At 44.3% G+C, this 14405-nt stretch carries 18 protein-coding genes; 15 read left to right on the forward strand and 3 right to left on the reverse strand.

Annotation, left to right across the window (positions count from 1 at the left end; translation table 11 throughout):
* Positions 1 to 391: 391 nt before the first annotated feature.
* The 12 genes from AZ46_RS01620 (at position 392) to AZ46_RS21355 (ending at position 9565) form a co-directional block, all read left to right on the forward strand.
* On the forward strand, positions 392 to 670 hold the full coding sequence (locus AZ46_RS01620; RefSeq protein WP_029282107.1) for a YhdT family protein: 279 nt from the start codon (positions 392 to 394) through the stop codon (positions 668 to 670).
* Positions 667 to 2097, forward strand: coding sequence for a sodium/pantothenate symporter (panF, locus tag AZ46_RS01625; protein ID WP_029282105.1), 1431 nt, complete (start codon positions 667 to 669; stop codon positions 2095 to 2097). The genes AZ46_RS01620 and panF overlap by 4 nt, the downstream gene beginning before the upstream one ends.
* 136 nt (positions 2098 to 2233) lie before the next feature.
* Positions 2234 to 2632 carry a peptidoglycan-binding domain-containing protein gene (locus tag AZ46_RS20895; RefSeq protein ID WP_029282103.1) on the forward strand — a complete coding sequence of 133 codons (399 nt, stop codon included), beginning with the start codon at positions 2234 to 2236 and terminating at the stop codon, positions 2630 to 2632.
* A 206-nt stretch (positions 2633 to 2838) separates the two neighbouring features.
* Positions 2839 to 3393 carry an NADPH-dependent FMN reductase gene (gene ssuE, locus AZ46_RS01635; protein ID WP_029282101.1) on the forward strand — a complete coding sequence of 185 codons (555 nt, stop codon included), beginning with the start codon at positions 2839 to 2841 and terminating at the stop codon, positions 3391 to 3393.
* Positions 3394 to 3405: 12 nt separating this feature from the next.
* Positions 3406 to 3564, forward strand: coding sequence for a YezD family protein (locus AZ46_RS21350; protein WP_081414043.1), 159 nt, complete (start codon positions 3406 to 3408; stop codon positions 3562 to 3564).
* 96 nt (positions 3565 to 3660) lie between these two features.
* Positions 3661 to 4845, forward strand: a complete 1185-nt coding sequence (locus AZ46_RS01640; protein ID WP_029282099.1) for an LLM class flavin-dependent oxidoreductase — start codon at positions 3661 to 3663, stop codon at positions 4843 to 4845.
* A complete protein-coding gene (locus tag AZ46_RS01645; RefSeq protein WP_029282097.1) occupies positions 4842 to 5612 on the forward strand; it encodes an ABC transporter ATP-binding protein in 771 nt (256 codons plus the stop codon). The genes AZ46_RS01640 and AZ46_RS01645 overlap by 4 nt, the downstream gene beginning before the upstream one ends.
* Positions 5613 to 5625: 13 nt before the next feature.
* Entirely contained in the window at positions 5626 to 6471 is an 846-nt protein-coding gene (locus tag AZ46_RS01650; protein WP_029282095.1) for an ABC transporter permease, read from the forward strand.
* Positions 6472 to 6482: 11 nt separating this feature from the next.
* Complete coding sequence (locus AZ46_RS01655) at positions 6483 to 7817, forward strand: LLM class flavin-dependent oxidoreductase (protein ID WP_051865097.1); 1335 nt, start codon at positions 6483 to 6485, stop codon at positions 7815 to 7817.
* Between the two features lie 26 nt (positions 7818 to 7843).
* Positions 7844 to 8854, forward strand: coding sequence for an aliphatic sulfonate ABC transporter substrate-binding protein (locus AZ46_RS01660; RefSeq protein ID WP_029282091.1), 1011 nt, complete (start codon positions 7844 to 7846; stop codon positions 8852 to 8854).
* Between the two features lie 62 nt (positions 8855 to 8916).
* On the forward strand, positions 8917 to 9204 hold the full coding sequence (locus AZ46_RS01665; protein ID WP_029282089.1) for a DUF2325 domain-containing protein: 288 nt from the start codon (positions 8917 to 8919) through the stop codon (positions 9202 to 9204).
* Positions 9205 to 9412: 208 nt separating this feature from the next.
* Complete coding sequence (locus AZ46_RS21355) at positions 9413 to 9565, forward strand: Fur-regulated basic protein FbpA (RefSeq protein ID WP_081414044.1); 153 nt, start codon at positions 9413 to 9415, stop codon at positions 9563 to 9565.
* Positions 9566 to 9611: 46 nt separating this feature from the next.
* Here AZ46_RS21355 and AZ46_RS01670 read toward each other — a convergent pair whose 3' ends face one another.
* Both AZ46_RS01670 and AZ46_RS01675 read right to left on the reverse strand, forming a co-directional pair.
* Entirely contained in the window at positions 9612 to 10520 is a 909-nt protein-coding gene (locus tag AZ46_RS01670; protein WP_029282087.1) for an anti-sigma factor family protein, read from the reverse strand.
* Positions 10521 to 11033 (reverse strand): RNA polymerase sigma factor, encoded by a 513-nt coding sequence (locus AZ46_RS01675; protein WP_029282085.1) that lies wholly within the window; start codon positions 11031 to 11033, stop codon positions 10521 to 10523.
* A gap of 311 nt (positions 11034 to 11344) precedes the next feature.
* Between AZ46_RS01675 and AZ46_RS01680 the strand changes: the two genes are divergently transcribed.
* Positions 11345 to 12181 carry an STAS domain-containing protein gene (locus AZ46_RS01680; protein WP_029282083.1) on the forward strand — a complete coding sequence of 279 codons (837 nt, stop codon included), beginning with the start codon at positions 11345 to 11347 and terminating at the stop codon, positions 12179 to 12181.
* Positions 12182 to 12207: 26 nt separating this feature from the next.
* Here AZ46_RS01680 and AZ46_RS01685 read toward each other — a convergent pair whose 3' ends face one another.
* Entirely contained in the window at positions 12208 to 12606 is a 399-nt protein-coding gene (locus tag AZ46_RS01685; protein ID WP_029282081.1) for a hypothetical protein, read from the reverse strand.
* Positions 12607 to 12757: 151 nt separating this feature from the next.
* On the opposite strand from AZ46_RS01685, the gene AZ46_RS01690 reads away from it, so the two are divergent.
* Together AZ46_RS01690 and AZ46_RS01695 are read left to right on the forward strand one after the other, a co-directional pair.
* Positions 12758 to 13762: an LLM class flavin-dependent oxidoreductase gene (locus tag AZ46_RS01690; protein ID WP_029282080.1), complete on the forward strand. Its 1005-nt coding sequence runs from the start codon at positions 12758 to 12760 to the stop codon at positions 13760 to 13762.
* Positions 13759 to 14382 carry a peptidylprolyl isomerase gene (locus AZ46_RS01695; protein ID WP_029282078.1) on the forward strand — a complete coding sequence of 208 codons (624 nt, stop codon included), beginning with the start codon at positions 13759 to 13761 and terminating at the stop codon, positions 14380 to 14382. Before AZ46_RS01690 ends, AZ46_RS01695 begins: the two co-directional genes overlap by 4 nt.
* Positions 14383 to 14405: the final 23 nt, after the last annotated feature.

Here is a 14405-nt window from a genome sequence, read left to right on the forward strand (position 1 = left end):
TAAAAAAATGCATTAACCAAATCATTTTCACTTAGCTATTATTTGCTCATGAACACTAAGCTGCCTGCATTTGCAGGCAAAAATACTGGATGGATGATTGCGCCGTGCGCGCCTGTAAACATGATGTCCGCTGCAGGAAGGGGCAAAAAAGGCACTCCAACAGTATAACGCATCTTTCCGGACTTGTCTCATTGTGACTTTAAAGTGACAGAAAGCGAGATAGATTTTTTGCATGTTTTTGTGTTTTTGAAGCAGACCTCTGAGTACAATTCCCTATGCCGGAGGGCTCTAAACCTGTTTCTTTTGAAAGACTGCCCGAAAAACCTTGATGATTCTTCCAGTGAAGATAGCTATAATAAATACTAGAATTTCTTTTGAAAGGAGAGCGGGAATGAAAAAAAGCAGTGACTGGCGATTTAAAATTGCCCACAGGGAAGCGAAAATCGGACTTGTTCTTGTTATTTTTAATTTTATCTGGTGGTTTGGCTTTGCGTACGGCCTCGGTTCGGGCGATCCTGAATCCTACAAATACGTGCTCGGTTTGCCGGAGTGGTTTTTCTACAGCTGTGTGCTTGGATTTATTGTGATGCTTGTCCTTGTTGTGCTTGTTGTTCGCTTCTTTTTTAAAGAAGTGCCGTTTGATGATGCAGAAGAGGGGGATTCGAATTGAACTGGTCTGTTATTTTTCCTCTTTTGCTGTTTTTGGTTCTGATTTTTTTCATTGGATTCTGGGCAAACCGTCATGTGAAGTCCGCTGATTCGTTCCTGCAGGAATATTTTCTTGGAGGGAGACAGCTCGGGGGATTTGTTCTTGCGATGACCATGATTGCTACATACGGAAGTGCAAGCTCCTTCATTGGCGGTCCGGGTGTTGCTTACACGAAAGGCCTCGGATGGGTGCTTTTGTCAATGGCCCAGCTTGCGACAGGTTATTTTGTCCTGATGGTGCTCGGCAAAAAATTCGCCATCATGGCAAGGAAATATAAAGCGATCACGCTGATAGATTTTCTGAAAGAACGGTATAAGAGTCATGCCGTTGTCATTCTCTCCGCTATAAGCATCATCGTCTTTTTATTTTCAGCGATGGCAGCCCAATGGGTTGGAGGGGCGCGATTGATCGAATCTCTCACGGGATTGTCTTATACGTCAGCCTTATTTATTTTCGCGGTGGCCGTGCTTGTTTACGTCATCATCGGCGGTTTCAGGGCAGTCGCACTCACAGATGCTGTCCAGGGTGTCATTATGTTTATCGGGACTCTTGTCCTTCTGATAGCAGTGATCATAGCCGGAGGAGGGATTCCAGCCATAATGGCAGATCTCACAGCCGAAAATCCGGATTTTGTGTCTCCGTTCGGCGCTGAGAGAGACTTGACGCCGCTTTATGTGTCCTCCTTCTGGATTCTTGTCGGGGTTGGAGTAGTGGGCCTCCCGCAAATTACGGTCCGTGCTATGTCTTACAGGGATTCAAGGTCGATGCACAAGGCCATCATTATTGGGACGGGCGTCATCGGCTTCATTATGCTCGGCATGCATCTGATTGGCGTTTTTGCACGTTCCGTTCTTCCCGGAATTGAAGTAGGAGATCAGGTAATGCCGATGCTGACGCTCGAAGTGCTTCCACCGCTGCTTGCAGGTCTTGTACTGGCAGCGCCGATGGCAGCCATCATGTCAACGGTTGACTCCCTGCTGATTCTTGTCAGCTCGGCTGTTGTGAAAGATATTTACCTGAATTACATCAAGCCTGATGCGAGTGAAAAACAAGTGAAAACAGCGAGCTTCTGGGTGACGACTATTATAGGAGTATCTGTTGTGCTGTTTGCCCTGAGTCCTCCGGATTTGCTGATCTGGCTGAACCTGTTTTCTTTTGGAGGTCTGCAGTCTGTCTTTATCTGGCCTGTGATTTTCGGGTTGTACTGGACCCTTGGAAACAAATACGGAGCGCTTGCATCGATGATTTTCGGAATGGGGTCCTACATTCTGTTTGACAGGTTGTATCCGAATGCGCTCGGCATGCACACAGTCGTTCTGCCTATCCTCATTTCACTCTGTGCTTATGTCCTTGCGAGCTTGTTTACACAGCGGGCATCTGAGAATTAATCATATGGAAATTTGAAACCAATCAGCCCCATCATTCGTACCTATATGGAGGTTCAAGTACTTTCTGGGAATACATAAAGAATGGAACGGCAGTCAGAGTACCTGAACGGAATGATTTTTTCAGGGGGAAGTACATATGTCATTAGATGCAAAAGCGTATTCGTGCAACGGGAGAAGTGCATGGGAAGAAAATGCCCGTACAGAAAATGAAGGTTATCAGTGGATCATCAGCAAGTCGGATAAAGGCTTTGTCCGGTCCGGCGGTATCATCTGCGGAGTCGTCCTCAGCAATACCGTGATTGATTTCAGCCATGCGTATCTTGCCAAGAACGGTTATTCGGGCAACAAGTCCGCCTATGTCGCCGCCATTCAGAGGACGCTCTCCTGTCTCGGCTATTCGCCGGGTGCTGCTGACGGAATTTTCGGAAGTATGACTGAACGTGCCGTGAAGGCATTTCAGGCTGGTAAAGGCCTGTCATCTGACGGCATTGTCGGGAAAGATACGTATTACTGTCTGTCTATTGCGAGGTATTAAGTTTCGTCCAGCTTTGCTGTTTACATGCAGAGCTGGATTTTTTTTATATTTTTAAAAAAACATAGTTGACTTATCGGATTAATAAGTTATAAAATACAGACAATTACAAAAAAATATGATATGCTAATCGGAAAACCGAAGGCTCCATTCTCTGCTTTTTTAAACAGATATTGGGGCCTTTGTACTTATTGGAAAGGATGATGGTAGTGAGTTATCTTGTATCAATTTCCGGGAGCCCGTCTGAAGCATCAAGGTCATCAGTTGTATCTGCCTATATTAAAAGGAAAGCAGAGGAAAGAGGATTATCTGTAAGAGAGATTTCAGTGCTTGATTTTGATCCGGATGTTTTAATCCGGGGGAAATATGATGATCCGTCCATCACAGAAGCAATTTCGGTTCTTCACGGAGCCAGCGGAGTTGTCATTGTCTCGCCTGTATACAAAGCGGCCTATACAGGCGCATTAAAAACTCTATTGGATTTGCTTCCTCAGGACATCTTCAAGAATAAACCCTTATTTCCTTTAATGGTCGGCGGAAGTGCTGCGCACTTACTTGCCATTGATTACGCACTTAAACCGCTGCTAGCTGCTTTAAGTGCACAGACCATTCTTAAAGGAGTCTATGTACTTGATAAGTATGTAGATAAATCAGATGCCAATGAGCCAATAAAGGATGAAGAGGTTCAGGAGAAGGTTGACGTTCAATTTGAACAATTTGCAGAAATTGCCCAAAATCTGAGCATTCAAAAAGAATTGAAGTAAGGGGGAACACGGATGGCCAATGTAAAAGAATCACATCTTCAGCAAATTTTAACCGCCGTTAAGAAAATCGATTATGGATCTGTGCTGATTACCATTCACGGAGGGGAAATCACCCAGCTCGACAGCACCGAAAAGAATAGGTTTACGAAGCCGAAGCCTGTTAAAAGCTAAGCTGAAGTCATTCGACCGGTCATCCGGAGAAGACACGAATTCTACTTGTAGAACGTGTCTTTTTTTAATGAGAAAAATGAGAGAGGATGATGAGGTATGAGTATAACAGGACACCAGATTGAGTTTGGCTGGTTTATTCCAACGACGGGGGACGGAGCCTACATAGGAGTAAAACCGGAAAGGGAGTCAACAGCAGAATATATGATCAGTGTAGCAAAAAAAGCTGAAGAAGCAGGATTTACATTTGCTTTAATTCCTACAGGCGGCTCTTGCCTAGACGCATGGATAACGGGGTCCATGATTGCTTCGCATACAAGTATCCTAAAGCCTCTAGTAGCCATGAGACCTGGTCTGATTGAGCCTGTTCTTGCAGCGAGAATGGCAGCAACTCTTGATGTCTTATCGAAAGGACGTGCCCTGGTGAACATAGTGACAGGCGGTTCTCCTGATGATTTGCGGGCAACCGGAGATCCTCTAGCTGACCATCATGACAAAAGATATGACAGAACGCTTGAATTTTTGCAAATCGTAAAAGGACTGTGGGACCAGCAGGCTCCAGCAGAAGGAAATGAGTTTTTAGCGGCTCATGCCGCCGGCAGCGGAAAGGGACTTTTTTATAAAGGCGACTATTATGCGATAGAGCGGGGTGCAAGCCAGCCCGCACCCGTCCAAAAACCACATCCTCCCATTTACTTTGGAGGCAGTTCAGCTGCAGGTAAAAAGACGGCAGCTAAAACGGCAGACGTATATCTAATGTGGGCTGAGCCGCTTGAGTGGATTAAAGAGCAGATGGAAGAGATGAGAGACTTGCTAAAAAAAGAAAAGGAAGAAACTGGGGTTGAGCGCAGTCTGAAATTCGGTTTGCGGGCACAGGTGCTTGTAAGGGAGACTGAAGAAGAGGCATACCGTGCTGCATGGAACATTATCAGTAAAGTTGATCAACGTGCAGTTGAACAGTCTTCTGTGCGGTTCAACCGCAGCGATGCCGTTAACCAAAAAAGACAGAATAAGCTTAGGGCTCAGTCGGCGGATCAAGATTATTTTGCAGGTCCCAATCTTTGGACCGGCCTGTCATCAGTCAGGGGAGGCGGTTCCCTGCTGCTTGTAGGTACGCCGGATCAAGTTTCAGATCGAATATTGGAGTACGCTGATCTAGGCATCTCATCCTTTATTTTATCTGGATATCCAAATCTTGAGGAATCTGAAATAACAGGGAAACTGCTGCTACCGCTTATAAAAGAAAAACGAAAGGCTGCCGCCCTGGAAGGTGGGCATGTATGACGCTGCTTGAAATCAGTCAGTTAAACAAACGGTTTCGATCTGAAAAGGGTGTAACTCATGCTTTGAAAGATATTCAGCTTACTGTTCATAACGGAGAATTTATCACGATTATCGGTCCGAGCGGGTGCGGAAAAAGCACCCTGCTCAAGATTATTGCGGGACTCGACACGGACTTTACGGGAAGTGTGCAAATTGCTGGGGAAGAGGTGCAGGGTCCAAGCATTGACAAAGGGTTCATCTTCCAGGAGCCAAGGCTATTTCCGTGGCTGAACGTAGAAAAAAATATAGCGGCCAATCACTCCCTCTTTGAAAGGGAAACGTGGAAAAAAGTGAAAGAGCTGATTGAACTTGTGAAGCTTGCCGGTTTTGAAAAAGCCTTTCCAAAAGAACTGTCAGGGGGAATGGCTCAGAGGGCAGCTATAGCAAGAACCCTCCTCAGAAACCCTAAAGTATTGCTCCTTGATGAACCTTTTGGAGCCCTTGATGCTTTTACACGTTCACATATGCAGGAAGTTCTTCTTGATATCTGGCAAAAAAACAGAACAACAATGCTGTTTGTCACTCACGATATAGATGAGGCTATTTATCTCGGGGGCCGAGTTGTCATTATGAATGCAAGACCCGGTTCCATTCGGAACATCGTCAGCATTGACCTTCCTCATCCAAGAAAAAAAACGAGCCGATTCTTCCAGGAATACAGGCAGCTGATCCTGAACGAATTTGAAAAAACAGATGAACTTGAGCTTGTAGACAGTGCGGGAATATAAGGAGGAGGTCAATTTGAGCCAAAAAGCATTATGGATTTTTGCACCCGGTCATAAATCACAGCAAGGGGAAGCCGCCATAGATGAAGTGAGAAAAAAAGGGAAATCATCAGCGGTCGCAAGAGGGATGCTGCTTCCCGCAGCTCTACTGGCATTGTGGGAGCTCGCGGGGTATCTCGGACTGATTTCCCCGACTCTTCTGCCGAGGCCGACCGATATTTTCCTTTCTTTTCTTGATCTTCTGACAGGAGGGAATCTTCTTTATCATTTTCAGGTGAGTCTGCTCCGTGCTATTGGAGGCTTTGTGATTGGAGGATCTCTTGGACTTCTCTTTGGACTGGTAGTTGGCTTTTCCAGTAAGGCAGAAGAAACGATTGATCCCACCATGCAGATGCTGAGGACCATTCCTACTCTTGCTGTCATTCCGCTATTCATTCTCTGGTTCGGTTTTGGTGAGGCATCAAAGCTCTTGTTAATCGCTAAAGGAGCGTTTTTCCCGCTTTACGTTAACACATTTTTAGGAATACGGAGTGTAGATGTAAAGCTGTTTGAAGTTGCTAAAGTCCTTGAATTCAGTAAATGGAAGCAAATCAAAAACCTGATCCTGCCTTCGGCCCTCCCGAATATACTCCTTGGAATAAGGCTCTCGCTTGGCGCAGCATGGCTTGCACTTGTGGCTGCAGAATTAATGGGATCAAGCGAGGGGATCGGGTATTTAATTACAGATGCAAGGCAGTTCTCGCAGACCACGGTTGTATTTGTCGGAATCATTATCTTTGCTGTATTTGGTAAAGCATCTGATTCTTTCGTGCGTCTTTTTGAAAGAAGGCTGCTGAAATGGCGAGACAGCTACAAAGGTTGAGGAGGAGACGTATGGAGAAAAAAAAGCAGATGCATCTGAATTTGTTTCTTTCGGGCATGGGACATCATGAAGCGGCATGGAGACATCCTTCAGCAGAAATTGAACGTATTCATGATATCTCCTATTACAAAGAGATTGTTCAAAAGGCTGAAGCAGCAAAGCTTGATTCTATTTTTCTCGCAGACAGATATTCTGTTTCCAAAATAGGAGCAGCCTTCGGCGAGTTTGGAGGGGGAGGCCTCGAACCTCTTACTCTCTTATCCGCCCTTTCAGCAGTTACATCAAAGATAGGCTTAATAGCCACTGTATCAACGTCTTTTAACGAACCTTATAATGTTGCGCGCAGATTTTCATCACTCGATCATATCAGCAAAGGCAGAGCCGGGTGGAATGTGATTACGTCAGGTACTGATGAAGAAGCACAAAATTTCAGCCTGCAGCAGATTCCTCCACACAGTGAAAGGTATTTAAAAGCTGAAGAATTTATGGATATTGCTCTCAAGCTGTGGGACAGCTGGGAGGAAGATGCGTTTATCGGGGATAAAGAAAACGGCAGGTACGCAGACTCATCGAAAGTACATGAAATTCATCACAAGGGAACGTATTTTTCTGTTAAAGGTCCTCTTAACAGCTCCAGGTCCCCTCAGGGACGCCCGGTCATTGTGCAGGCAGGCTCCTCCAAAACAGGAATCGGTTTTGCTGCAAAATATGCTGATGCCATTTTTACGGCGCAATCGTCTATTGAAGATGCACAAATGTTTTACAAGGCATTAAAAGCCAAAGCTCTGGAGTTTAGGCGCACAAAAGAAGAAACCATTGTTCTTCCGGGTATTTGCCCTGTGATAGGGAGAACAGAGGAAGAAGCGAAAGAAAAGCAAGCGCAGCTTCATGAACTTGCTGATCCGGAGTACGGACTGATTCAGCTGTCAAAGCGTGTGGGAGCAGATTTGACAGGGTATCCGCTTGACGGTCCGCTTCCCGAGCTTCCGGCTGTTATTCAGGGGCATAAAAGCAGAACACAGCTCATCAGTAATTTGGCTGGAAAAGAACAGCTGACAATCAGACAGCTTCTGCAGAGGCTTGCCGGCGGAAGAGGGCATTTTACACTGGCGGGAACTGCCGTTCAGATTGCTGATGAGCTTGAAAACTGGTTTGTTTCTGAAGCAGCGGACGGATTTAACATAATGCCGCAGATAATGAGCGAAGGATTTGATGCCTTTGTCCATCAAGTCATTCCGGAACTGCAGCGCAGAGGCTTATTCAGACACGAATATGAAAGCGGCACCTTGCGCGGACATTTAGGACTTTCAGCAGTGAAAAAAATGAAAAGACAGGGAATCAGGTAAACTCGTAACCAGGAGGGAGTTTGTATATGGAAAGAAGAAAATGGTTTAAATGGGGCACAATTGTCAGTTTACTGGTCATGATCCAGCTAATTCTGACGGGGTGCGGCAACGGCGGAAGTTCTGAAAAGGATGCAGCTGCATCAAGCGGTAATACAGTCGTCCATATAGGGGTGCAGGGAAGCACGGGAATACTTCCATACGCCCGTGAGAAAAAAACGTTTGAAAAAGCATTTAAGAAAGCAGGAGCAAAAGTTGAATGGAATGAATTTGCAAGCGGCCCCCCGCATTTTGAAGCACTCGTATCGGGAAAGCTTGATTTTGGTGCAACAGGAGGCACGCCTCTTATTGCAGGACAATCGGGCGGAATTGATTTTAAGGCTATTGCTGTCACAACAGACGGAAAAAAAGGAAACTCGATTGTCGTTCCAAAGGGAAGCACAATTAAAGAACTTAAGGATTTAAAAGGAAAGAAAATTGCTGTTGCAAAAGGAAGCAGCGCCTACAATTTTTTATATCTTGCGCTCGATCGTGCAGGATTAAAAGACACCGATATAAAAGTCGTTCAGCTGCAGCCTGATGAAGCAAGACCGGCACTCGACAACGGATCCATTGACGCGTGGTCCACATGGGAGCCGTATGTGACAACAGCAGTATTTCAAACTGGAGCTGAGATATTGGCCAGTGGAGAAGATTTAAACATTAATGCCCCGGGATTTCTGATAGCACGCTCTGGTTTTACAGAAGAACACCCGGAACTGACCGTTCTTTTCCTGAAAACATATGAAGAAGTCAGAAAGCATTTCACAGAAAATCTTGATCAAACAGCAAAAGAAATAGCTGATGCAGAAAAGGTGGATGTTGAGATCATCTCTGCTGTATTAAAAAATACAACTCAAATCTTATCACCCGCCACAGATGAATTTAAAAAAGCCCATCAGGATCAGGCAGACTTTTTATACAAGGCAGGCGGAATCAACAAAAAACTGGATACATCAGAGGTCATTGATAATCAATATGTGGAGAAGGCTTTGAAATAAGAATTGTAAGTTCTCTCCACCGCAATGTTAATCGAACTCGTTTATTTTAGGAGGAAACCGTGATGAAGAACGTATTAATTGCAGGAGGGGACAGAATAGAACCCATTATTTCAAAGCTTGGGCAGCAGGGAGTGAAAGTCATTTCTCATATGGACGGCAGAAAACCCAAAATTAAGTTGAAGGCAATTCCAAGCAATGTAGACATCGTTTTAATTCTCACAGATTATATTAACCATAATTTGTCTTCTGTCATAAAAAAGAAAGCACAGGAACAAGCGATACCTATCCTATTTTCCAAGCGGTCCTGGACATCGATTTCCACCGAAATGAAAAAAACAGGTAATGCCTAGTAAAGTCAGGTATTAAATCCGACTTAACACATAGTAATAATAAAGTATGGTGGTTATTTCCGCTGATCGGACAGCCGAAAGCTCATGCATATTATGCATGGGCTTTGTTGATGAAAGAATTCATCATCAGCAGCAAACCGCATTAACCATTTTCAGGCATCAGCCAGTAATTGACCAATCCATTAGTAACGGTGAAAGGGGTGCAAAGATGGGGCACATGATCCGCCGGGCAATTGAAAAGCGGAAGAATCATCTGATAAAAAAGCTATTAAGCTCCGGAATCTACAAAAGAAATGATTTGCATTTATTTCAATTAACTTTGTCAGAACTTGAAGAAGAGTGCAAACGTGCTGTGAAATAACTTAAACCCCTGATCGACAGTGATCAGGGGTTTATAAATGTGCCAGTTAATCTTCCAGCTTCAAAATCCTCATAGGATCAAACTCGATTTCTTTTGCTCCCTCTGGCGGAACGGCATCGAAAAGCGTATGATTCTTCTCTGCTTCAATCACCTTGAATTCAACAAGCTGAGGCAAGTCATCGTTCGATATCTTTACTCCGTCTTCATATCTGAACTCATTGATCACCCAATCCGTTTCCTGGTCAAACCAGTATTCAACCTTCGAACCGTCATTAAACGTAATTTCGTACATGTCTGCCTTTCTTCCGACATACGTGGTCTCTCCCAGTTTATTAATTTGATCAGGGCCCAGTCCTTCAAAAATATCCTGTGTCATTTGGGAGATGGAGTTATCAAGTTTTTCAGATGTGTAGACATGGTCATCTTTATAATAAGTAAGGCGTGTGGTTCCATCTGAGACTTCGTAATTCCCGTTTTCGTACTCCTGCCTGTTTTTTCGGCCTGACATATAGGAAATTGTCTTTTTTCCTTCGGGTGATACTTTAACTGTATAGATGACAGGCACAGTCTCTTTTTCTTTCTCTTTGTCACTTTCTTTGTGCTCAAGAGGTTTGTCCATTTCAAGGAATTTGTCCCCAATCAGCTCGTTCAGCGTTTTTTCGATGGCTGCTTTTACCGGAGGGGTATTCCAGGCTGCAAGGCAAAGGATGAAAAGGGATGCGCATATGAGAGCTGCACGTTTGAAATAGGTGTATGGCTTCTTTTTCTTCCTGGCTGAAATCATGACAGCTTCATCTTGTAAAACGAGATCAAGGGCTTCTTCAAGCTGCAGATATTCCTCAAAAGCCTGAGAACATCCGTCACACTCTCCAATGTGTTCAAGCAAGGCATCCTGTTCTGCTTCAGAAAGCTGGTCGAATAGGAGAATCCGGTCCCGGCACGTTTCGCAGTTCATTTAGAGCACCCCCTTACTTTTAAGTGCTTCCAATAGTTTCTTGCGTCCCCTGAATACCCTTGTTTTGACCTTTGCTAGAGTAATATTGAGCAGAGAGGCGATTTCATCATACGAATGGCCCTGGTTTCGCAGAATCAGAATGTTTTTCGTTTCTTGATCAAGTGATTGAAAAACTTCTTTTACTTCGAGCATCATTTCTTTTGAGAGAAAAGCACGTTCAGGAGTTTCGCTGTCCATGGAGCCATGGCGTTTCAATTCTTCGCTTGCGTGCGAAACAGCATCCTGAGTGCGTTTAAGTTTCCGCAAGTGATCATAGGCTGTATTTTTAGAGAGGATGGTAATCCAGGCTTCCATGTTTTCAGGGAGTGTTCTCGTTGAATCCGAGAAATACCGGAAAATCTTGATGGAAGCATCCTGGATAATATCATCGGCCAGAGAGGGATTTTTTATGATTTTTCTGATCGTTCTCTCCATTCTGGGCCGGTGCGTTTCTATCAGCTTTTCAACATTCACGTTCTTCTTCCCACCCTTTTGCCTTACTGACATGACGTATTTCGTTTCATATTGTTTCGGTTATATGTAAAGAATGCAGGAAATTTATCAAACATCTGTCATTATAGCAGAGGAAAACGCCTTTATTGGTCCTTTTTTCTATAAAAAATTCAATTTTTAGGTTTAAGGTGATAGAAAACAGGGAAATTAAAATATTGCCCAATTTATTGGAGTTATTTGGCATGCCTTACAAAATCATTCATTTGGCGCTTTTTTCAAGATTGAAGTAAAATAAGAGAAGGAAATGAGCTAGAAGCAGGAGGAGAAACATCGTGCACAGAAACCAGAAATTCTACACCTATTTGCAGCAGCGTGCTCCGCAGTTAACAGAGGAATGGTATGAATCCATTGACCGGTCAGAAACTGGAGGGGTTTATACATCCAATGATCCGGAAGTCATTAAAGCGCTTAAAGCGCAAAATCAGGAATTTCACCAGCGGTTTATTCAAGTCTTCTCAGAAGAAGATGTGGACTTTATGGAATTGTTCGAGGAGTGGATTGTACGCATTGCAAAGGACGGCGAGCATTTAAGCACACCGATTCAATTTGTGATCAAAGAGTTTATGCGTACACGAAGCCAGTATTTAAAAGAGGTCGCAGCATTTATTCGAATGTATCCAAATGAGTATACAAGCGAGAAAATAGAGGCAATAAAAGATCTGATCGTAAGAGCTCATGACAGAGTGATTTATCATTTTGTCGTTGAAACACAAAGAACGTCAGAACTGCAGCTTAAAGCCCAGCAGGAAATGATTTATGAACTGAGTTCACCCGTGATTAAATTGAAAGGTGAAACGGCACTTCTTCCTCTAGTAGGAGATATAGATACAGCACGTGCAAAAATGATACTCGAAAATACACTGAAGCAGTGCACAGAAAAAGGTGTCGCTCATTTATTCATCGATCTGTCAGGGGTAGTGATGATCGATACAATGGTTGCACACCAAATCTTCCAGCTGATTGATGCTCTGAATTTAATCGGCATTAAATCCACGCTCTCAGGCATCCGTCCGGAAATTGCCCTTACGTCGATGCAGCTTGGACTTACGTTTGAAAACGTTTCGATCAAATCAACCTTGTCAAAAGCGCTTGAAGAAGAAAATAAATAAAATGAGAGCGGACACGTCGTCCGCTCTCATTTTATTTTCTCAAGAACTGCAGCTTCAATTTTATGCAAAACCGTCGTCATTTTCCCGTCTATATCCTTTTCCGTTACACCGACTACTTTCCAGCCCTGTTTCCGTAGATAATTCCTTTTGCCGAGATCTTCTATTTTTTCTGCATCCATCAGGCAGCGGAGAGCAACTCTGTAATAGGGAAGAACCAAATCAAGCGTGTAAGGCCCGCACTTTTCTTTGACCCTGACATAGTAGCCATTGTTCCGGAGAGCTGTGTAGAGGCGCTTTTGCACCCTGTTTTCAAAGGTGATTGCCTCTTTGTTTAAATGGGGATCAGGGTTTTTGTGAAAACGGAACAGGACAATAAATAACGGCATCCATATTAAAATAAGAAAGATAAGGGTAATCTGTGTCAAACCTGTCACCTCTGTCTATACGTTCTTTTAACAGGATGTGCCCTGTATTCCGCTGTTATTCGTGGTAAAATAATGAAGATCATGCCGTTCATCATTTTAGTCTGTCAGTGTGTTTAAGCAACTCAACTCACATTAGAAAGAAGTGGAAGGATTGAAACTAAGTATACTCGATCAGTCCCCGATTTCATCCGGATCCTCAGCGGGAACAGCTCTGAGGGAATCAGCCCGTCTTGCCAGGGCAGCTGAAAAAATGGGCTATCACCGCTACTGGATAGCAGAGCATCATGACATGCCCGGTCTTGCCTGTCCTGCTCCTGAAATTATGCTGAGTTATATCGGAGCAGAAACAGAAAAAATCCGCATAGGTGCCGGTGCTGTTTTGCTCCCGCATTATAAGCCCTATAAAGTCGCAGAAACCTTTCATATGCTCTCTGTGCTTTTCCCGGGAAGGATAGATCTTGGCATCGGCAGGGCACCAGGGGGATCGGCAGAAGCAACAATGGCGTTATCAGACAATTTCCTGGAAAATGTCCGGACAATGCCGCACAAATTTAAAGAGCTGCTTCATTTTATTCACGGTGATTTTCCTGAAGAAAATTTCTATTCCAGTCTGAAAGCAGCACCGGTGCCTGCGGTCCCGCCTGAAGTGTGGCTTCTTGGGACAAGCATAAAGAGCGGAAGGCTTGCTGCGCAGACGGGAACAGCCTATGCATTTGGAGAGTTTATGAGTGACAAAGACGGGGTTGACATGCTAAAAGAATACAAAACCCGCTTTCAGCCAAAATATGAGCTGAAACAGCCGAAATCACTGCTTACTGTGAGTGCTGTATGCGCTGATTCCACTGAAAAAGCAAAAGAGCTGGCCGGGAGTCTCAGACTTTGGCGAATTCAGCAGCTGAAGGGCATCACCGGTGGCATTCCGTCGGTTGAAGAAGCAAAATCCTATACATACAGCCGGGAAGAACGTGAGATGCTGAAGAGCTCAGAAGGCAAATTAATCGCAGGCAATCCCGCAGAAGTGAAAAGGAAGCTGATTGGCATGGCGGGAAAATACGGCGTGAACGAAATCATGATTGTTACGATTACACACAGCTATGAGGACAGGCTGAGATCGTATGAACTGATTGCAAATGAAATGGGAGAGATGATGACATGAAAAAGACGGCAGTACTCATCATGGCCATGCTTTTGCTCATCCTGACAGCATGCGGAAACAAAGATCAGGAGCAAAGCGCTGACAAGCCAGTTAAAAAAGTAGATAAAAATCCAATTGTCACCATTACAATGGAAAATGACAAGCAAATCAAAGTAGAGCTGTATCCGGAAGTCGCGCCAAATACGGTTGCAAACTTTATTTCACTGATTAACGATAAGTTTTATGACGGACTGATTTTTCACCGTGTGATTCCTGAGTTTATGATTCAGGGAGGAGACCCTGACGGAAATGGAACAGGCGGTCCAGGCTATTCGATTAAAGGAGAGTTCAGTTCAAATGGCTTTGAAAACAGCCTGAAACACGAACGTGGCGTTATCTCAATGGCGCGCTCACAGCAGCCTGACAGCGGAGGTTCGCAGTTTTTTATTATGGTGGCTGACTATCCAAGCCTTGACGGCGAGTACGCCTCTTTCGGGAAAGTAACGGAAGGTATGGATGTGGTCGATGAAATTGTTTCAGTTGAAACGGAGAACGATAAGCCGCTTGAAGACCAGAAAATGAAATCTGTTACTGTTGAAACATTCGGCGAGAAATACAGCGAGCCGGAAAAAGCAAAATAAAAAGTTTACCCCCTGCCATGATG

It is taken from the genome of Metabacillus indicus LMG 22858 (assembly GCF_000708755.2).
Taxonomy (GTDB): Bacteria; Bacillota; Bacilli; order Bacillales; family Bacillaceae; genus Bacillus_P; species Bacillus_P indicus.